Source organism: Pantoea sp. BJFS-204 (genome assembly GCF_049310725.1).
GTDB lineage: Bacteria > Pseudomonadota > Gammaproteobacteria > Enterobacterales > Enterobacteriaceae > Pantoea > Pantoea agglomerans.
This window is the reverse complement of the sequence record NZ_JBMOWE010000002.1, coordinates 46,106-65,060: the sequence shown is the minus strand read 5'-3', so window position 1 is coordinate 65,060 and position 18,955 is coordinate 46,106. Positions and strand designations below refer to the sequence as shown.

The following is an 18,955-nucleotide window of genomic DNA, read 5'->3' as shown; positions in this document are numbered from 1 at the left end:
GACCTCAGGCCGCCATGGGCGTAATGCCAGTCAGTTAAGCGACAGGTGATAACGCAGTCTGGTGCCGCTCAGGGGCTGGAGGTCCTCGCGCCACTGCGCGGTTCCTTCACTTCATTCGCCTGCCTGACGGACCGCCGGGGATGGCACATCCTGTGCCGCCCCGCCTTTCGCCCGCGTCCTGCGGGCTCTCCTGGCAGACTCATTCTGTTCAGCGCTGCGGATTGCCTGCCCCTGAGCGACCCCGGCCTGCGCTGGCCCGCACTGCGGCTCGCTCGCCCGGAAAAAAGCTGGCACGTTTGACCGTGACAGCCTTTACAAATCTAATCTTAACTGACCAGTATTACGCCATGGGCGGCCTTTTCCTTCCTATACGCTGGCCCGGCATGGCCGACGCCGTAAAAATAATAATCCGGTTAATAATTCAGGCCTGTCTCTGGCCTGTCGTGCTGGCCTCATATTTTAACAATATCGCAACTATGGAACCAATCTGACACTGCGCTGACTAATTTGCTGACTATACCGTTACGTTACCGTTTTCAGAACGTTAACCGGGCGAGTCTTACTTTTATTCAGCCAGAACGGCGTAGCCTTTGCGCAGAGGATGTCAGACATGCGGTTTTTAATTATTTGTCGGGATAATATTGGCGACACCTTACTGACCACGCCGCTGATCAGTGCGCTGGCGCAGTCGGGGCAGCATCAGGTCGACGTGCTGACTAACAATTACGCTGCGCCAGTGTTGCAGCATAATCCCGATATCCGGCAGCTCTTCTATTACACTAAACTGCATCACCGTGAGGCAGGGCAGGGACGACTGGCCTGTCTCTTACAGCGACTGAAGCTGATGCTGACCCTGAAAAAACAGCGTTACGATGTGGTGATTCTGGCAAAAAGCCGCTGGGATCAGCATGGCCTGAAGTGGGTTAAAACAGTGCGTCCTGCCAGAGTGATCGCCCTGGGCCATCCCCATCCGCTGATTACCGATCTGCTGCCGCAACCCAGCCAGTCGCCGTGTCATATCAGCGAAACCCTGTTTAGCCTGGGGCGGCCTTTCAATCTCAGCGCCACAGCGCCAGGCAAACTGACGCTGCTGCCGGATGCGGCAATCGCGGCCAGCCTGCGTGACAGCTGTGCGATTGATCCCGCTGTTCCGGTCTATGCATTGCAAATCAGCGCCCGCAAGCCGAGCCAGCAGTGGGAAGCCGCGCGGTTTGCCGGGCTGGCTGAAAAAATCGCGGCGCGTCATCCCTGCCAGATAATGCTGCTCTGGTCACCCGGTAGCCGTGATAATCCGCGTCATCCGGGAGATGATGAAAAAGCGCGTGAAATTATGGCGCTCTGCCCGCATCTGCCGATCAAGGCGGTGGCAACCACCAGCCTGCCGCAGTTAATTGCAGCAATGTCGTTGTGTCAGGGGCTGGTGAGCAGTGATGGCGGGGCAATGCACATTGGTGCGGCGCTGGGATTGCCGGTCGTCGCGCTGTTTGGCGACAGCGATCCGGCATGCTGGCACCCGTGGCAGGTTAACTATCAGGTGCTGCAACCGGCGTCACGTGAGGTCAATGCGCTGAGCAGCAGCGAGGTCTATGACGCGTTCGCCCATACCATTACTCAGTAAGCCTCTTCAGGCCAGCGTCCCAGTCTGGCCGCTTCATACAGCATGGCGACCGTCAGTGGACGATAAGGCTGTGCTGTGCCCGCAGTAAACCAGTTTGCCACTGCAAAACGCCGTCGGCGCGGCTCCGGAAAATAGCGGGCGTCATCATACTGTTCTGAACAGACGCCGAAAGTGATAAAAAAATCACTCATCAGAATGGCGAAATCCACCTCACTCAGCGGTAACTGCTGCAGATGAAATCCCGCCCGATCCACTTTACGGAACCAGCCCAGTGCGGTTGGCTGATTGTGGTGCTCAATCAGCGCAATGATGGATTGAGAAAGGTCGTTCATTACCCCACCAGTTTCGCCACGGCCTGCCCGACCTCATCGGCCTTGATCGTTGCCATCGGATGCTGTGAGGCGGTTTTATCCGGGCGGTGAATAATGATGTGCCGATCGCTGTCCTGGCAGGGACCGGTATAACGCGGATTGGCGGTCGAGAACAGGCTGACCGTCGGCGTTTGCGCGGCCACGGCGATGTGCAGTGGACCGGTGTCCCCGGTAACCAGCACATCCAGCGTGCGAATCAGGCTAATCAGGCCGCTGAGATTCGTTTTACCCGCCATCGGGGTCACACGCTGACGGTAGTGCAGGGGCAAACTTTCAATAAATTCCTGCTCAAGAGGCTGCTCAGCGGCGGTGCCGGTAACGATAATTTCCGTGTCAGGCCAGCGTTCAAGCAAGGCTGTCGCCAGCTGGCTGAAGGAGGCCAGCGGCCAGCGGCGAATATCTTTTGATGCCCCTAACTGAAAACCGATACGGCGATGGTCAGCCTTTGCAGTCGGACTGTTGTTCAGTGCCGGAAGGTGCATCCGGGTTTGCTCTGTCTCTGCGCCCAGGACTTCAATCAGTTTCAGCTTACGCTTGATGGTATGGTCGTCAAAATAGCCTGAATAGTGATCGAGATATTTATTTAGCAGAGGCGACTCTCGGCCGTAATGATCGCGCACAATCACCTTACTGCCGGTCAGTACCGAGCTCATAATATCGTAGGGGAAATGGGCGTGTAATATTACTGACAGGTCAGGTTTCTGACGGCGCAGTTTGAAAAAAAGCGGCAGGAAATTCGCCAGTTTGTTATCCCAGATATAGATCTTATCAAACCAGTTATAACGGCTGACGAGATCCTTATTTTTCTTGCTGGAAACCAGAATAAACTTGCTGGCGGGAAAGCGATTTTTCAGGCTCCAGATAGCCGGCGTATTCATCAGAAAGTCGCCCAGTGCCGTGGTGGAGTAAATCACCACTGTTTGTGGGGCCAGGTCGTGCAAGGCCTGTGGTTTTGTTCTGCTGGAAAATCGAGAATAGAGCGTTAAAAGTCGGTCTATCAGATAAATCTTTTTTTTCTTCACGTCTGAATTCTCTTAAACGTATCAATAATATTTAACAAAAGGTGTTGTGAGTTATTAGAGAATATTTCTGCGACTAAAGTTCATTATTAAGGTTTATTTTTTCGCTGCCGTAGAAATTTCGTTTAAATTGTTTCCACAATTTTAATGTTGTTTATTCTGGGTATATATACAGAATTGTGTAAAAGAAGTAAGAGATTATTAAAAAGAGATGGGATGATTCTTATAAAAAGGAAAGTATGGAAAATACTCTGATTTCGGCCATAACTAATAGCAGGTTAATTATTAGCGGAATTATTCTATGACTTCTATCTATTAAAAAACATGCGATAAAACAAACCCCGGCACGTGTGCCGGGGCAGGGTATTACGACTGTGGCTGACCCACCGGGCCTGAACCCAGCGTACCGCCCGGTGACGACTGACCGCTTGGTGCATGAGGGCGGCCATCATCTTTAATTGCGTCGCTCTTCTGCGAGCAGCCCGCCAGAGAGGTTAAGGTCGCTGCAACCAGCAGCAGGGCAGGAATTGTTTTCATAAGGTCACCTTGATGTTGTCAGAAAGAGACGAAACCAGACTAAGCATAGATACTTACCGCATTCTGGCCTGAAAAGGCTTATCTTTCAGATGTTTCTCAGCCGGCGGAGAGAGTCCAGGCAAAAAAAAACGGAAGCCAGTGGCTCCCGTTCTGTTGACGTTCAGCGCGATTACTTGCGGCCCAGCAGGAAGCCGATAAATACGCCAACGCCTGCAGCAACGGCCAGACCTGCAACAGGATTGGATTGAACCTGATCCTTGATACAGTCAGCAGCATCGCGGGCAGCATAGCTTGCCTGGTTGGTGTAACGGCGTGCTGCGCCTTTAGCCTGATGCTCAGATGAACCAGTTGCTGCACCCCATTGTTCCTGAACTGCGCCAGCGGCTTCTTTTACTTTATCTTCGATTTTTCCTGACATTTATTGCTCCTTGGTTTTGAGTGAGACCCTCAAAGCGTAGCAAAGATAGTGAATTCTGCTCCTCCAGCGGAGGAAAATGGGCTAAAAAATCATTTCTGGCTGTTAATGGCGCTGCGTTTGCGGGTAAGGGATTTACTGTCTAGCCTTTGGAAAGAGAGGCGCACTCAGGCGCTGCCACAGCCATAGCCAAAGCTACAGCCGGAGGATAAGCAATGAAACGTGATGCACTGAATGATGACGACTATGACGAAGTCTGCCGGGTCATTGGCGATGCGGTCATTGTGCTGTCGGAGCGCGGCCATGACACCCGCCGTGGCGAAATCTACGACCTGCTTAAACGTATACGTCAGCAGCGGGCCCACAGTGAACGGGATGAGCAGCGGATGCTGGATCATGCTATCCGGCTGATTAAGCCTGAGGTTTAGCATAGTGCGGAAACGCTGCGCTACTGCAGCAGCACGCCCTGAATCAGACTGGCCTCAACAATCGTAACCTCATTAATTTTCAGCGCCTGCATATAACCTTCAACCAGTAAGAGATTGCTGACATCAGTGGCCCGGTAGTCGCCCGGGAGTTCACTGTCGCCTTTCCAGACCTGCTGCTGCGACAGCTGACTTAATGTCGTCAGGCTGTAACGATGGGGTTTGCCCGGTAACTGATTGCGGATTGAAAAACCATGGACGCCGCCGATGCCAATGACCCGACGGCTCGCCAGATCCTGTTTAATCTGCGGACTGACCTCATTAGCGGCATAAAATTGCACAAAGCGCAGCACCGACTGCCGCCAGGAGCCAATCGGATTAGGGGATTTGGCCTCCGGGCTGTTCTTCAGCACCGTCAGAATAAAGTTTTTCAGCGTCACCGAGGCCAGTTTGCCCTGATAGATATCCGCAACCGGCTGACCCGCCTGCTGTCGCCAGGCAGTCATCTGCATCGATCCCCCACCAATATCCCAGACCAGCAGTTGCTCATCACGGATCGCCGGATCGTTAAGCGCGGCTTTAGCAGAGAGGAAACCGAGTTTCGCTTCCTGCTGCTGCGAGATGATGCTGATTTGCGCACCGGTCTGGCGCTGCAACTGATCGATGACCGCCTGTCCGTTGCTGGCGTTGCGGAACACCGCAGTGGCAACGCCGCTGATCCGCTGTGGATGAAAGCGCCGTGCCTGCGTTAAAAGCTGCTGCAGGGCGGCGGCACCTTCATGAGTCATCGCCGGGCTGAGCTGATTATCTGTTGAATGCGCTAAGGCCTCGTTCCAGGCCACGGCGCGCTGATCCTGATACAGCATCTTTTCGATGCGCAGCTGGCAGGCATTGACACGGGCTACCGCAATTTTGGTGGTGCCGGAACCGATATCCAGACCGGCGCGAATTTGCTGGCAGCGATCGGCCTGGGCAGCAGCGGCAAAAAACAGTGAGCAGAACAGCGTGACAGCAGACAGCGCAGCAGAACGCATAGCGACTCCGGGGGCAATGAAGATCAGAGTGAACGGGCGGCGACGCAGGCCGGATAGACGCTCACCAGGAAGTGACGCAGATGATCAAAACACCATTCGGCGTCATCCGCCTGTGGGCAATAGAACTGAATAGTGATCTTTTCATAATCGCGCTGACGCTGGCGCAACGGCGACCAGCTCCAGTCGAGTACCGAACGGGCATAATTGACCAGCGTCTCCGCGGGCATCTGATGTTGCTGCTCCTGCCCGGTCAGGTAGCGATAAAAGTTCGCTTCCAGCTGCAGCGTCTCCTCAAAGCCGTGTTGCGGCAGGTCGGGACGAAAAGCCACATCGATAAAGCCACAGACCGCATCTGCCTGCTGCTGCCAGTCGCAGGCCAAGGTCATAAACAGCCCCTCCTGCAGATTGATCTCCTCGACCAGCCGCCGCAGATTCACTGAATGTTTCAGCACCGCGATCTCCTCAAGACGACCGGTTTCCAGCGTCAGATCAAAGCCACAGGGATTCACGGAGCCATCCGCATTGCGGGTGGCGGGGAAGGGGAAGTCGATATAACCGTTGTTATCCAGACGCTTTTCCATCGGGGAGACCTGCTGCTTGACGTTTCCTGACAATAAACCATCTGGCAGCAGGATTCATCCCTTATGGACAGGTCCAGGTGATTTGGGTGTCCTGGTAAGGGTTGATCAGGCGGAACTGCTTATCTGACAGGCGCTGCGCGTAATAGCCCTCAGGCGTGACGGCGGAGGGAACATATTTAAAGCGATCCAGCGACTGCAGCGGGCCACTCTTAACGCTGACCTTATCCCGGGTCACGGTGAAGCTATTAACCAGATCAAAAATCACGCCCTGGGTATGCCCCATCGACTGACCATAAATTGTCGAGACCTCACCCGGACATTCCACCCCTTTCGGGCCAGATGAACATCCAGTCACCATCGCGATGAGGATAAAAATGCTGAGACGCATCATGATTTTCTACCTGCTTCAATCCCTGGGAGTTTCGTGGCGCAGAGTCTATCCTGCTGCGTCACTGATTACTTAATCATAGCAGTTTACGCTGCGCTTCCTGTTTGTGATTTGTTTAATCGTTAAGCAACAGGAATGTAAAAGGGTGACTTTGCTTATCAATAAACGTTATTCTTGGCTCCTTTGCGCACCACTTAGGCAAATTCAGGGATAAATGATGAACGAAGAAGAAGCAAGTCTAATGATTATTCGCCATGCGATTGACCAGTTAGAAGCCGATAAGAAGCAACAGGTGATCGCTTGTTCAGCGGATATACGTGCAGCAATGCAGGCTTATGATAGCGAGAATGCCGGGCTGGCACTGATGTTAGTGGCCGCCGAGGTAGCAGCCGAATAATCATATCCGGTCAGTGTGGCAGCCTGTTACGCTGGCCGGATTACTTTATTTTTTCTCAACTTTCAGATTTCTTCGCACGCCGATTCTATCTTTCAATGGTCTTGCTGCGGGTTGCCCCGCGTCCCTTCTCCGTCCTGTGATGTGTTAAGCTAAAAAACCTCAATAAAATCAGCGGAGACACAGCATGAAGGCAGCGTTAATTGCCCTGGGCCTGCTGGCCTGTCACATCGCACCCGCCTGGAGCGAGACGGAATTTCAGCTTAACTGTCCCGGCCGGACAACCATGACCGTTTCGCGTGCCGAATATGGGTTAACCACGTTAATGTGGCCGCCGGGGCATTTCCAGATTGCCGCCGGTCAGCAGCGTACCCGTTTAGAGGCGGGTGATAAGGTGGCGATTACCCGCTTTCGCAATGGCGATCAGCTGATTGTGAACCAGCGCAACCAGGCGACCTTTTTTGTCTACCGCGACAGCGATAAACTGCTGCCCTGCAGCCGCAGCGAAAAACGCGATGTTGATGCGTTGAGCCTGGAGCGCTACGACGATCGTCAGCACTCCGATACTTAACCCACGGAGCCACTATGCAACCCGAGATTACCGATAAGGTCACAACGCAGGATCTGGATGAAGTCAGGCTGGGTCTGACTGCGTTCAACAGCAAATATATTAATATTGATGAGATCAGATCGATCGGCGTGTTTATTCGTGATGACCAGGGCAGAAAGCTGGCCGGACTGACCGGATCAACCGCCGGAAACTGGCTGCGGATTGATATGCTGTGGGTGAGTGAGGCGCTACGCGGGCAGGGGGCGGGCAGTAAGCTGATGCAGGCGGCAGAGCAGGAGGCGCGGGATCGCGGCTGCCGCTTTGCCCAGGTGGATACCGCCAGTTTTCAGGCGCGACCATTTTATGAAAAGCTCGGCTATACGCTGCGCTTTAGCCTGGATAACTATCCGCGGCATCATCAGCGCCACTATCTGACGAAAGCCCTGTAATCAGAATAATGGTTGCTGACGCAAATCCAGCGGATGCTGTTCTGCTTCATCAATCGCGGCCAGCCAGCTCTGCAGCGTAACTTTTTTCCAGGAGAGATGCCCGCGCGTGGTACTCATCAGCACCACGTCGGGACGCAGGGAGCGGTAAAACTCCAGCGTCTGGCTCAGCTCAGCCGGATTACTGTCCGGCACCAGCACCGTGATCCAGCGGTCATGCGAACGCGTCACGGTATCGCCAACAAACAGATAGGTCAGCCCCAGCGGCGAGGTGTAGAGATAGCTGCAACTGCCCGGTGTGTGTCCTGGCGTTGGCAGCAGATGGAAATCCCCGAAGTGCGTCTCCTGCTGCGAAAAGGTGTCATCAGGCTCAGCAAAACGGCTGATGGGGCCCAGCGATCGGCTATGGCAGTAAAGTGCGCTGCTGAAGCGCTGCTGGATCAGCGCCGCACCGGGCGCGGATTCATGCCAGTGGGTGAGGTAGTGGCGGATCACGCCGCCGGTATCGGCCATGACTTCATGATCGAGCGGATTTTCTACGCGGCCAATCAACAGATTGCCGCGAGGGTGACGCAGCATAAAGCCATGCATCATCAGGTCATTAACGGCATCTTCCACCGGAAATTCCGGGGTTGAGATCCACAAATCGTCATACAACGGCTTCAATGTCGATCTCCTGAAACAAACGCTATTCCCGCAGGACGGGATGCCCGGTCGCCTGCAAACGGGCGTGGCCCTGGCTGACCGCTAATCGTGCGCTGGCACCCAAAGGCAGTGTTACGGTGTCAGCGGCATGACCAAAATCTAATCCACAAATCAGCGGCAGACCGGTGGTGTCACGCAGTCGCTGCCAGACGGTACTGAAGTCAAACCCGTTGTCATATTCTGTCAGGGCTGTACTGGTGAAGCTGCCGGTAACGATCGCCCGCTGTCGCGCCAGAATGCCGCTCTGCTGCAGCTGAATCAGCATGCGTTCAATGCGGAACGGATGCTCATTCACATCCTCAATCACCAGAATGCCGTTCTCAAACTGCGGCATCCACGGCGTGCCAATCAGTGAGCAGATCATCGCCAGATTCCCGCCCCACAGCGTACCCTGCCATTCACCCTCGTCAGGCGTTTCGCTTTGCCATGTCACCTCTACTGTAGGTGAAGTCAGTGCCTGCCAGAAGTGGTGAAGGGTAAATTCAGATAAGGTCGCGGCGCCGAAGTTACCGGCCAGCATCGGTGCGCTGAAGGTAATCAGGCCGACCTGCGACAGCAGCGCCAGCTGAATCGCGGTGAAGTCGCTGTGGCCGCACAGCGCCAGCGGCTGATTCAGCAGACGGCGTTGCAGGCCGATGTAGTCGATGGAATCCAGTAACCGGCTGGCACCATAACCGCCTCGCACCGCCAGCACCACATCGGGCAGCGTGCTGAGACTGGCAAGCTGGTTGATATCCGCCAGGCGCTCCGCGTCCGTACCGGCGAAGCGCTGAAAACGGCGGGTGATCACCTGCTCGTTCTCTACCTGATGGCCGGCCGCACGCAGTCGTGCAATGCCCTGCAGCGCCGCAGACTGATTGTGACAGTAACCGGAGGGGGAGATAAGACGAACTGAACGTGAAATCATCATACTTTCCTGCTGTTAGCGCCTGACTGACGGCGATGATGGCGAAAAGCGCCGCTGAAGTCACGGTACGCGCCGCATTTTCATGCATTTAGGATAAACGGTAATTTTGCTCTCAGGCTGCCTGGGTATGATAGCATTCGCCACAACAGCTACGAGATGAAAAATTGCTGAAAATCCGACACCTTATACTCTCAGCGTTACTCCTGACCGGCTGTGCCAGCGAGCCACCGCACCATGCCGTTAAGCAGCGCAACACGCCATTAACTCAGGCACCGCCGTCCAGCGTCAATGGCACCTGGGCGATGTTTACCGAAGATGCCGCCAGTCATTATGGCGTTGATGAGAAGTTGATCAGCGCCATTATCAGTGTCGAGTCGGGTGGAAATCCGGGCGTGGTGAGCCGTTCAAATGCGGTGGGGCTGATGCAGATTAAAGCTTCGACCGCCGGGCGCGAAGTCTATCGCACGCTGGGCCGTCGTGGTCAGCCGTCGAATGCCGAGTTGCGCGATCCGGCCAAAAATATTGATATCGGCACCGCCTATATCCGCATTCTGCAGAACTCCGCGCTGTCGGGCATCCGCGATCCGCTGACCCTGCGCTATGCCACCATCGTCTCTTATGCCAACGGCGCAGGGGCGTTACTGCGGACTTTCTCCAGCGATCGCGATCGGGCCATTGCGATGATCAATGCGATGTCACCGGATGAGTTCTATCAGCATGTGCAGAACAAGCATCCGGCGGCGCAGGCCCCGCGCTATCTGTGGAAAGTCACCACGGCTTACCGCACTATCTGACCGGTTGTGATGAATCCTGCGGCGTGAGCAGTAGCCGCGCCGTGGGATAGTCGATGATCAGCACCTTGATGTAGCCGCCCAGCAGCGCACCGCGAATCGCCTGGGCTTTCTCTCTTCCGCCTGCCAGCCCGACCACCTGTGGACACTGTTTTACCTGTGCCAGCTCCATACCAATCACCGGATCTTCTTCTGCTTTCAGCACCGGCTGTCCGCAGGCGTCGAAATAGTGCAGACAGATATCGCCTACCGCACCGCGCGCCGCCAGCGTTTGCAGCATCCTGCCATCGTAGTAGTTGCCCGAATTACGTAACAGCGCCGACGGCTCCAGATCGCCAATGCCGACAATCGCCAGGTCGACCTGCTCAAATTTACTCAGCACCTCAGCGACCTCCGCGTTGGCAGAGAGCCGCTGGCGATCGCTGACCGAATGCTCAATCGACTGCGACGGCAGCAGCCAGGCGGGGCAGTTCAGCAGCGCCGCCAGATTTTGCGTCAGAATCGTGGCCTGCACATTGCCGTTAGCCCCGACGCCACCCAGCAGCTGGATCACCCCTTTGCAGGCGCTGTTGAGCGGATGCAGCGCATCAACCATCGCCCGGATCGTGCCGCTCCATGACGAAATACCAATCAGCTCATCGTTTCGCAGTCGGGTCTCCAGATAGTGAGCGGCCGCCGATCCAATCGCCTGCTTAATCTGCAGCGACGACGCCTGGTCCGGCACATCCACCACAATCGCCTGCGGCAGGTTATAGGTCTGCTCAATGGCCTTTTCCAGCTCAGGGTAGATGTTGGCTGGTGGCACCACGCTGATCTTGACCACACCTTCTTTCACGCTGCGATTAAGAATGCGTGAGACAAACGACTGCGATAAGGTCAGCGACTGCGCAATCTCTGACTGCTTCAACCCTTCGACATAGTAAAGGGTGGCAATCTTCACCATCAGTCGCTGTTCATCCTGTTTTGCCATCGGTTTTTCCCTCTCTGATTCTGCCCGGTATTGTTAACCAGGATGATCAAAATCACAACGCAGGCTAATTTGTGATCGTTTTCGCTTTTTGACGATCGCGCATTGGACGGCACGTCAGCGCGGGCGCATAGTCATTATGCATATAAAATCGCGTGTGAATATATATTCAAGCGGAGAAAAATAATGACTCGTCCTCTGATCAAATTGACCCTGCTCGCATCGATGCTCGCCTTTTCAGCGACCGCGCTGGCGGCAGAGCAAGGCCTGCTGGCGATTATCACCCCATCCCATGACAACCCGTTCTTTAAAGCCGAGGCGGAAGGGGCCTTAGCGAAAGCCAAAGAGCTGGGTTACGCCACGCTGGTGGCGTCGCACGATGATGACGTAAACAAGCAAAACCAGCTGATTGAGACCGCGATTGCGCGCAAAGCCAAAGCGATCATTCTTGATAACGCTGGTGCCGACGCCACCGTCGGGCCGGTGCAGAAAGCCAAAGATGCCGGGATCCCGACCTTCCTGATTGACCGGGAGATCAACAAAACCGGCATCGCGGTAGCGCAGATCGTCTCTAACAACTATCAGGGGGCGCAGCTGGGCGCGGAGAAATTTGCGAAATTGCTGGGCGGCAAAGGGGACTATGTTGAACTGCTGGGCAAAGAGTCTGACACCAACGCGGGCGTGCGGTCGCAGGGCTATCACGATGTGCTGGATGACTACAGCGACATGAAAATGGTGGCTCAGCAGAGCGCCAACTGGAGCCAGACCGAAGCCTTCAGCCGCATGGAAACCCTGCTGCAGAAACACCCCAACATCGTGGGCGTCATCTCCGGTAACGACACCATGGCGCTGGGTGCCGAAGCCGCGCTGAAAGCCGCCGGGAAAACATCGGTGATCGTGGTGGGCTTTGATGGCAGCGACTACACCCGGGATTCGATCCTCAACAAAGGCAATATTAAAGCGACGGTGCTGCAGCCGGGCTGGGATCAGGCGCAGATGGCGGTCACGCAGGCGGATTACTACCTGAAGAACGGCAAAGCGCAGAAACAGGAGAAGCAGCTGATGGACTGCGTGCTGATTGACGACAGCAACGCCGCTAAGTTGAAAAACTTCAACCTGGCGAAATAACCATGAAACGGATGCTGGCGGTATTGACCGGTATGGCGCTACTCAGCGCCTGCACCGTGGTGGATCTGGATGCGGACGGTAAGCCGATCCTGCCGAAGGATCCGCACGCGAAACCCAGCTATACCACCCAGACACCGCAGCAGATTGCGGAAGAGACCTGGCAGCCGCGCGTGATGACCACCGCGAACAGCCATGCGCTGAGCTGGGCCGACATGGAGGCGAAAAGTCAGACGGTCAAACCCGGCGGGCGCGAAAGCGTCTTCGTGCGAGCCGGGGGGACAGCCAGCGCCTTTGATGAGAGTAACCCGCGTGAACGCACGCTGACGCTGATGATTAACGGCAAGCCGGTGGCGGTCAGTGTCGGGCCGGTGCTGCGCAGTAACGCTATCCGGGATGCCGCCGGTTTCCGTTTCGAAGAGTTTACCAATCAGGTGCAGTACGCCCAGCTGACGCGGGCGCTGAACCGTCACGCGGTGAAGCAACTGCCACCGCTGGATGCCAGCTGGGTCAACCAGCCGGTGCAGGCGCTGCTGGCCGTAACCATCGGGCAGAACAGCGTTGAAGATGTGGTAGCGGTTGAGCTGAAGCGGGGGACGCCCTGATGGACGATGAGATCATTCTGCGGGCCGAACAGATATCGATGCTGTTTCCCGGCACGCTGGCGCTGGATCGCGTCGACTATCGGGTCTGGCGCGGCAAAGTTAACGTCATCATCGGTGAGAATGGGGCGGGAAAATCGACCCTGATGAAAATTCTGGCCGGGGTACAGCAGCCCACGGCCGGTTCGCTGTTCCTGAATGGCGAGCCGCTGACGCTGAGCAGCACCCGTGACGCCGCCCGGCACGGCATCGGCATGGTGCACCAGGAGCTGAATCTGTTTGAGAACCTGACGGTGGCTGAAAACCTGTTTCTGGGCCGGGAGATCCAGCGCGGCCTGGCCCCGATCAACGAGGCAGAGCAGGCTCGCCGCACCGCCGCGCTGATGGCGCGCCTGGATCAGCCGATTTCACCCCATGAGCGGGTCGGTAATCTCAAAGTGGGTCAGCAGCAGCTGGTCGAGATTGCCAAAGCGCTGGCGGAAGATGCGGACATCCTGATCCTCGACGAGCCGACCTCGGCGCTGAGCAAAACCGAAGTGGAGATCCTGTTCCGGGTGATCCGCGACCTGACACAGCAGGGCGTTACCGTGATTTACATCTCCCACCGGCTGGAAGAGCTGATGGCAATTGGCGACGTGATCACCATTCTGCGCGACGGGCGCTTTCAGGCCGAAGCGCTGGTCAGCAGCATCGATGTACCGTGGATCGTGCGTGAGATGCTGGGCAGTGAACCGGTCACCACCTTCCTGCCGGAAGCGCGTGAGTTTGGCGTGCCGGTGCTGGAGGCGCAGCACATTACCTGCGTCAGCCCCAACGGCAATACCCTGGTGGATGATGTCAGTTTTCAGGTGCGGGCCGGGGAAATTGTCGGGATTTACGGGCTGATGGGCGCAGGCCGCACCGAGCTGTTTGAGTGTCTGCTTGGCAGTCAGCGTCACTATCTGGGCAAGCTGTGGCTCGACAGCAAACCGCTGCCGACCCGTCTGCCCACCGCCGACCGTATCCGCATGGGCATGAGTCTGGTGCCGGAAGATCGCAAACGCGCCGGGATTTTCCCGGTCTCATCGGTCGCCAGTAATCTCACCATCGCCAGCCTGTGGCGGCGTCTGTCACATCGCTTTGCCATTGCCCATCAGGCGGAGCAGCAGGCGGTAAGCCAGACGGTGGGCAACCTGGCGATCAAAATCTCCTCGCCGGACGTGGCCATTAGCGCGCTGAGTGGTGGCAACCAGCAGAAAGTGGTGATTGGCCGCGCGCTGCTGACCAATCCGCGCCTGCTGCTGCTGGATGAGCCGAGTCGCGGCATTGATGTCGGTGCAAAAGCAGAGGTGTTTCGCATGATGGTGGCGCTGTCGCAGCAGGGCATTGCGGTGCTGTTCTCCACTTCGGACCTGAAAGAGATTATGGCGGTAGCCGATCGCATCCTGGTGATGTCGGGCGGCAAACTTACGGCTGATCTTCCCCGCGACCAGGCGGAAGAGGCAGCGCTGGTGAAAGCAAGTGCGCAGGGGTTCTGAGCATGAAAAGCAATGACAGCGTCGCGCTGACCACACTTCCGGCTAAGGCGTTCAGTTCACGTGAAAGCATTCTGCTGCTGCTTCTGAAGCTGCGCACTTTTATTGCGCTGATTCTGATCGTCGGCTTCTTCGCCATCACCGTGCCGGACTTTCTCGCCACCGGCAGCCTGGTGATCATGGTGAAACATATCGCCATCAACGCCTTTCTGGCGCTGGGCATCACCTTTGTCATTATCACCGCGGGAATTGACCTGTCGATTGGGGCGACGCTGGGACTGTGCGGCATGATCGCCGGCTGGCTGATTACCAAAGGCATTGTGCTGCCGATGTTTGGCATCGCTATTTTTCCCAGCGTCTGGGTGATTGTGCCGGTGGTGCTGCTGATCGGCGCGCTGATTGGCGCGGGCAACGGCTGGATCATTACCCGCTACAACGTGGCACCCTTTATCTGCACCCTCGGCACCATGTATATCCTGCGCGGCGCGGCGATGCTCACCTCCGGCGGCGAGACCTTTCCTGGTCTGCAGGGGAATCCGCTGCTGGGCAATACCGGTTTCGATCGGATTGGTGCCGGAACCTTTCTGGGGCTGCCTTACGCCATCTGGATGATGGTGCTGCTGGCGCTGGTGATCGCCTACATCGCCCGTCGCCTGCCGTTTGGCCGTCAGGTCTATGCCATCGGAGACAATGAACGTGCCGCTGAACTGTCGGGTGTGAAAACCCGGCAGGTAAAAATTCTGGTCTACACCCTGTCAGGATTCTGCGCGGCGATTGCTGGCATCGTGGTCTCATCGCAACTGGTCGCCAGCCATCCGGCTAACGGCACCGCGTTTGAGATGAATGCCATTGCCGCCGTGGTGCTGGGTGGCACGTCGCTGGCGGGCGGACGCGGCACCATCCTCGGCACGCTGATTGGTGCCTTCGTCATCGGCTTTCTGGCGGATGGCCTGATCATGATGGGTGTCAGTGAATTCTGGCAGATGGTGATCAAAGGCATCGTGATTATCATCGCGGTGATCATCGACCAGACCCAGAGCCGGATGCAGCAGAAGGCGGCCGTGGTGGCTCAGAAAGCGTTAATCGAGGAGGGGACACCGGCAAAACCCTGACGGGGAAGTGCGTGAAACCTGAAAGGAGGTGCCGCTGAGTGATTCCTGGCAGCGGACGGCCTGCCCGGTTTAACGGGCAGAATAGCGAACAAAGGGCGGTTCAGTTTATTAGCCCCTTTTTTCAGGCACAAAATTTTTTAACCGACGTGAATATATATTCATAACCGATTTAAAATTCAGAGGTAGTGTATGAATCCTTTCAATCTTCCGGTCGATGACCTTGAGCGCCGGGCGCGGGCAATCCGCCGCCGCATCATCCAGCTTAACGCGGGCAGCCCGGCAGGCGGTCATACCGGCGCTGACCTGTCACAGGTAGAGATCCTCACCGCGCTCTACTTCCGCATTCTGAACTGCGCACCGGATCGTACAGACGACGATCAGCGTGACATCTATATCCAGTCCAAAGGGCATGCGGTGGGGGGTTATTACTGCGTGCTGGCGGAAGCGGGCTACTTCCCGACCGACTGGCTGGCGACCTATCAGCATGCCGACTCGCATCTGCCCGGCCATCCGGTACGGCAGAAAACGCCGGGCGTTGAGCTGAATACTGGTGCGCTGGGTCACGGCCTGCCGGTGGCGGTGGGCATCGCTATCGCGGCGAAAAAAGATAACAGCCCGCGCCGCATCTTTGTGGTGACCGGCGATGGTGAGCTAGCTGAAGGCAGCAACTGGGAGGCGGCGCTGGTGGCGGCGCATTACGGCCTCGACAACCTGATCATCATCAATGACAAAAACAAGCTGCAACTGGCGGGCGCGACCCGCGACATCATGAACACCGATCCGCTGCCGGAAAAATGGCGCGCCTTCGGGCTGGAGGTCACCGAATGCAACGGCAATGATATGGCGGCGGTGGTCGACACCATTGAAAACCTGCCGAAGAACGGCAAACCGCAGGTGATTGTGGCGCATACCGAGAAGGGATTTGGCGTCTCCTTTATCCAGAGCAAGGCGGAATGGCATCACCGGGTGCCGAAAGGCGAAGAGATCGCACTGGCACTGGAGGAACTGAAAGATGAGTAATGCACAACATTTAGCAAGCGTCATGGTCACGGCCTTTATCGACGCAGTGAATCGCGGTGTGGATCTGGTGCCGGTAGTAGCCGACTCCACGTCGACGGCCAAAATCGCCCCCTTTATCAAGGCGTTTCCCGACCGGCTGATTAACGTCGGCATCGCTGAGCAGACGCTGGTGGGCACGGCGGCCGGTCTGGCGCTGGGCGGCAAGGTCGCAGTGACCTGTAACGCCGCGCCGTTTCTGGTGTCACGCGCCAATGAGCAGGTAAAAGTCGACGTCTGCTACAACAACACCAACGTCAAACTGTTCGGGCTGAATGCCGGGACCAGCTATGGCCCGTTAGCCAGTACCCATCACAGCATTGATGACATTGCGGTGATGCGCGGTTTCGGCAACATCGAGATCTATGCGCCTTCCTGTCCGCTGGAGTGCCGTCAGATCATCGATTACGCCCTTGAGCATGTCGGGCCGGTCTATATCCGTCTGGATGGCAAAGATCTGCCGCAGCTGCACGAAGAAAGCTACCAGTTCAGGCCGGGCGCGATCGACCTGTTGCGTGAAGGCAGCGACATCGCACTGGTGGCGATGGGCTCAACGGTTCACGAGGTGGTTCACGCTGCTGAGCAACTGGCTGAGCAGGGCATTTCAGCCGGTGTGATCGCGGTTCCATCGATTCGACCTTGTGATACCCAACAGCTGCGCAACCTGTTAAATCACTACCCAGCGGTGATTACCGTAGAGGAGCATAACGTTAATGGCGGTGTCGGCAGCCTGGTGGCCGAAGTGCTGGCGGAAGGCGGCTGCGGCATCCCGCTGTTGCGGCTCGGCATTGCAGATGGGGAATATGCAATTGCCGGCGATCGCGCCTCTACCCGTGCCCATCATGGCATTGATGCCAGTAGCGTGGTGAACAGTGCAGCGCGCATCTGCGCAGGAGCATAAACATGGTGGGACCCCTGATTCTGGCGATCGACGAAGGCACTACCAATGCTAAAGCGATTGCGGTTGATCGCGATGGCCGTGTGGTGGCACGCGGCAGCCAGAGCTTAACCCTGCAACATCCGCTACCGGGACTGGCTGAGCAGGACCCTGTGGCGATCTGGCAGGCGGTAAAAGAGGCCATTACCCATTGCCTGGCAGCCTGTGGTGGCGCGCCTGTCGCGGCAGTGGCGATCAGTAATCAGCGCGAGTCGGTGCTGATCTGGCAGCGGCGTGACGGCAAGCCGCTGACGCCGCTGGTGAGCTGGCAGGATCGACGATCCGAGTCACTCTGTCGCGACCTGCATCAGGCGGGCAAAGCACCTCGCATCACCGGTTTGACCGGCCTGGCCGTTGACCCGATGTTTCCGGCCGCCAAGCTGACCGGGATGCTGGCCGCCATTCCTGACGGCGCGGCGCGGGCGGCGGCGGGTGAGCTCTGTATCGGCACGGTCGACAGCTGGCTCAGCTGGCAGCTCAGCGCCGGCGAGGTATTTATTACCGATCATGCTAACGCCTCACGTACTCAACTCTACAGCCTGCATCTTAATGACTGGGACGACGAGCTGCTGACGCTGTTTCAACTGCCGCGCGCCGCGCTGCCGCGCATCACCGCCTCAGCCAGTGAACAGGGCGTGGTCGCGGTGAGTGATATTCCCGGCTTAGCGCCAGGCACGCCGATTCTGGCGCGCATCGGCGACTCTCATGCCGCCTTACAGGCGCAGCGGCGCGGCGAGTCTGAAGTGGTGAAAGCCACCTACGGCACCGGATCTTCACTGATGATGTCCATGGCGACGCCGCTGCTGACGGAAAATGGCCTCAGCACCACCGTAGCCTGGCACGACGGCACGCTGCGTTATGCCTTTGAAGGCAACATTACCCACACCGGTTCCGGTGCCGCCTGGCTGGGCAGAATGCTCGGCGTGCAGGAGCCGCGCGAGCTCACCGCGATGGCGCAGCGCTGCGACGATAATCAGGGCATCTATTTTGTCCCGGCGCTCTCTGGCCTGGGCGCGCCCTGGTGGGATCTGCAGGCGCGCGGCATGGTGTGCGGACTGACGGATGCCGCCACACCCGCCGTGCTGGCGCGGGTGGCGCTGGAGTCGATCGTCTGGCAAATCGCCGACGTCTTTTTTGCCATGGAGCAGGCCAGCGGCCAGCAGCTTCCGGCGCTCTGTGTGGATGGCAGCGCCACCGAAAATAGCTGGCTGATGCAGTTACAGGCGGATGTGTTACAGCGGCCGTTGCAGCGGGTGCCTACCGCCGAGGTCTCCGCGCTGGGCGCGGCACTGCTGGCAGGCAAAGTGCTGGGATGGTGGCAGCAGGGCAGTGATATGCAGGCGCTGCAGGGCGGCAGCGTCATCATGCCGCGTGAAGAGCACGCGCAGCGTATGCAGGAAAACTATAAAGGCTGGATTGACGCCGTTGCACGCTGTCGTTATCAGCCACATTAATCCTTAT

Annotated in this window: 23 protein-coding genes; 13 read left to right on the top strand and 10 right to left on the bottom strand. The window is 57.1% G+C overall.

Going from position 1 to position 18,955, the window contains the following annotated elements:
* The first annotated feature begins 610 nt into the window (after positions 1–610).
* Positions 611–1,618: a glycosyltransferase family 9 protein gene (locus tag ACO6VX_RS06975; RefSeq protein WP_124889860.1), complete on the top strand. Its 1,008-nt coding sequence runs from the start codon at positions 611–613 to the stop codon at positions 1,616–1,618.
* On the opposite strand, the gene ACO6VX_RS06970 is transcribed toward ACO6VX_RS06975, so the two are convergent.
* The 4 genes from ACO6VX_RS06970 to ACO6VX_RS06955 form a co-directional block, all read right to left on the bottom strand.
* Positions 1,612–1,950 (bottom strand): DUF1493 family protein, encoded by a 339-nt coding sequence (locus ACO6VX_RS06970; protein ID WP_061704069.1) that lies wholly within the window; start codon positions 1,948–1,950, stop codon positions 1,612–1,614. The two genes, ACO6VX_RS06975 and ACO6VX_RS06970, sit on opposite strands and share 7 nt — an antisense overlap.
* On the bottom strand, positions 1,950–3,011 hold the full coding sequence (locus ACO6VX_RS06965; protein WP_010246242.1) for a glycosyltransferase family 9 protein: 1,062 nt from the start codon (positions 3,009–3,011) through the stop codon (positions 1,950–1,952). The genes ACO6VX_RS06970 and ACO6VX_RS06965 overlap by 1 nt, the downstream gene beginning before the upstream one ends.
* Positions 3,012–3,374: 363 nt before the next feature.
* The gene (locus tag ACO6VX_RS06960) at positions 3,375–3,545 is read right to left on the bottom strand and encodes a hypothetical protein (protein ID WP_010246238.1); all 171 of its coding nucleotides are present in this window, start codon (positions 3,543–3,545) and stop codon (positions 3,375–3,377) included.
* 169 nt (positions 3,546–3,714) lie between these two features.
* Positions 3,715–3,963 (bottom strand): DUF883 family protein, encoded by a 249-nt coding sequence (locus ACO6VX_RS06955; RefSeq protein WP_010246235.1) that lies wholly within the window; start codon positions 3,961–3,963, stop codon positions 3,715–3,717.
* A gap of 212 nt (positions 3,964–4,175) precedes the next feature.
* Between ACO6VX_RS06955 and ACO6VX_RS06950 the strand changes: the two genes are divergently transcribed.
* Positions 4,176–4,388 carry a DUF2767 family protein gene (locus ACO6VX_RS06950; protein ID WP_010246232.1) on the top strand — a complete coding sequence of 71 codons (213 nt, stop codon included), beginning with the start codon at positions 4,176–4,178 and terminating at the stop codon, positions 4,386–4,388.
* Positions 4,389–4,408: 20 nt separating this feature from the next.
* Here ACO6VX_RS06950 and ACO6VX_RS06945 read toward each other — a convergent pair whose 3' ends face one another.
* The 3 genes from ACO6VX_RS06945 to ACO6VX_RS06935 all read right to left on the bottom strand — a co-directional run bounded on the left by ACO6VX_RS06945 (position 4,409) and on the right by ACO6VX_RS06935 (position 6,391).
* The gene (locus tag ACO6VX_RS06945) at positions 4,409–5,419 is read right to left on the bottom strand and encodes a Ppx/GppA phosphatase family protein (RefSeq protein ID WP_236351819.1); all 1,011 of its coding nucleotides are present in this window, start codon (positions 5,417–5,419) and stop codon (positions 4,409–4,411) included.
* Positions 5,420–5,442: 23 nt separating this feature from the next.
* Entirely contained in the window at positions 5,443–6,000 is a 558-nt protein-coding gene (locus tag ACO6VX_RS06940) for a hypothetical protein (protein ID WP_236352278.1), read from the bottom strand.
* A 61-nt stretch (positions 6,001–6,061) separates the two neighbouring features.
* Positions 6,062–6,391: a hypothetical protein gene (locus tag ACO6VX_RS06935; protein WP_010246223.1), complete on the bottom strand. Its 330-nt coding sequence runs from the start codon at positions 6,389–6,391 to the stop codon at positions 6,062–6,064.
* Positions 6,392–6,605: 214 nt separating this feature from the next.
* On the opposite strand from ACO6VX_RS06935, the gene ACO6VX_RS06930 reads away from it, so the two are divergent.
* The 3 genes from ACO6VX_RS06930 (at position 6,606) to ACO6VX_RS06920 (ending at position 7,781) form a co-directional block, all read left to right on the top strand.
* Positions 6,606–6,785: a hypothetical protein gene (locus ACO6VX_RS06930; RefSeq protein ID WP_010246220.1), complete on the top strand. Its 180-nt coding sequence runs from the start codon at positions 6,606–6,608 to the stop codon at positions 6,783–6,785.
* 184 nt (positions 6,786–6,969) lie between these two features.
* The gene (locus tag ACO6VX_RS06925; protein WP_033757330.1) at positions 6,970–7,353 is read left to right on the top strand and encodes a hypothetical protein; all 384 of its coding nucleotides are present in this window, start codon (positions 6,970–6,972) and stop codon (positions 7,351–7,353) included.
* A gap of 14 nt (positions 7,354–7,367) precedes the next feature.
* A complete protein-coding gene (locus ACO6VX_RS06920) occupies positions 7,368–7,781 on the top strand; it encodes a GNAT family N-acetyltransferase (RefSeq protein WP_010669877.1) in 414 nt (137 codons plus the stop codon).
* Here the strand turns inward: ACO6VX_RS06920 and ACO6VX_RS06915 are convergent, their stop codons facing one another.
* Both ACO6VX_RS06915 and ldcA read right to left on the bottom strand, forming a co-directional pair.
* Positions 7,782–8,444 (bottom strand): MBL fold metallo-hydrolase, encoded by a 663-nt coding sequence (locus ACO6VX_RS06915; protein WP_010246210.1) that lies wholly within the window; start codon positions 8,442–8,444, stop codon positions 7,782–7,784.
* Between the two features lie 22 nt (positions 8,445–8,466).
* Positions 8,467–9,390: a muramoyltetrapeptide carboxypeptidase gene (ldcA, locus tag ACO6VX_RS06910; protein WP_236352277.1), complete on the bottom strand. Its 924-nt coding sequence runs from the start codon at positions 9,388–9,390 to the stop codon at positions 8,467–8,469.
* A 164-nt stretch (positions 9,391–9,554) separates the two neighbouring features.
* On the opposite strand from ldcA, the gene emtA reads away from it, so the two are divergent.
* The gene (emtA, locus tag ACO6VX_RS06905; RefSeq protein WP_010246204.1) at positions 9,555–10,184 is read left to right on the top strand and encodes a membrane-bound lytic murein transglycosylase EmtA; all 630 of its coding nucleotides are present in this window, start codon (positions 9,555–9,557) and stop codon (positions 10,182–10,184) included.
* On the opposite strand, the gene ACO6VX_RS06900 is transcribed toward emtA, so the two are convergent.
* Positions 10,177–11,151, bottom strand: coding sequence for a sugar-binding transcriptional regulator (locus ACO6VX_RS06900; protein ID WP_236351818.1), 975 nt, complete (start codon positions 11,149–11,151; stop codon positions 10,177–10,179). The two genes, emtA and ACO6VX_RS06900, sit on opposite strands and share 8 nt — an antisense overlap.
* Positions 11,152–11,334: 183 nt before the next feature.
* Here ACO6VX_RS06900 and ACO6VX_RS06895 point away from each other — a divergent pair, with 183 nt between their 5' ends.
* From ACO6VX_RS06895 to ACO6VX_RS06865, 7 genes are all read left to right on the top strand, one after another.
* Positions 11,335–12,276 carry a D-ribose ABC transporter substrate-binding protein gene (locus ACO6VX_RS06895; RefSeq protein ID WP_010246199.1) on the top strand — a complete coding sequence of 314 codons (942 nt, stop codon included), beginning with the start codon at positions 11,335–11,337 and terminating at the stop codon, positions 12,274–12,276.
* A gap of 2 nt (positions 12,277–12,278) precedes the next feature.
* Positions 12,279–12,878: a DUF2291 family protein gene (locus tag ACO6VX_RS06890; protein ID WP_033771476.1), complete on the top strand. Its 600-nt coding sequence runs from the start codon at positions 12,279–12,281 to the stop codon at positions 12,876–12,878.
* Entirely contained in the window at positions 12,878–14,392 is a 1,515-nt protein-coding gene (locus ACO6VX_RS06885; RefSeq protein ID WP_236351817.1) for a sugar ABC transporter ATP-binding protein, read from the top strand. The genes ACO6VX_RS06890 and ACO6VX_RS06885 overlap by 1 nt, the downstream gene beginning before the upstream one ends.
* 2 nt (positions 14,393–14,394) lie before the next feature.
* Positions 14,395–15,501, top strand: a complete 1,107-nt coding sequence (locus ACO6VX_RS06880; RefSeq protein ID WP_010669880.1) for an ABC transporter permease — start codon at positions 14,395–14,397, stop codon at positions 15,499–15,501.
* 189 nt (positions 15,502–15,690) lie between these two features.
* Entirely contained in the window at positions 15,691–16,521 is an 831-nt protein-coding gene (locus tag ACO6VX_RS06875; RefSeq protein WP_010246187.1) for a transketolase, read from the top strand.
* Entirely contained in the window at positions 16,514–17,458 is a 945-nt protein-coding gene (locus ACO6VX_RS06870; protein ID WP_010669881.1) for a transketolase family protein, read from the top strand. Before ACO6VX_RS06875 ends, ACO6VX_RS06870 begins: the two co-directional genes overlap by 8 nt.
* 2 nt (positions 17,459–17,460) lie before the next feature.
* Complete coding sequence (locus ACO6VX_RS06865) at positions 17,461–18,948, top strand: FGGY family carbohydrate kinase (RefSeq protein WP_187513584.1); 1,488 nt, start codon at positions 17,461–17,463, stop codon at positions 18,946–18,948.
* Positions 18,949–18,955 lie beyond the last annotated feature (7 nt).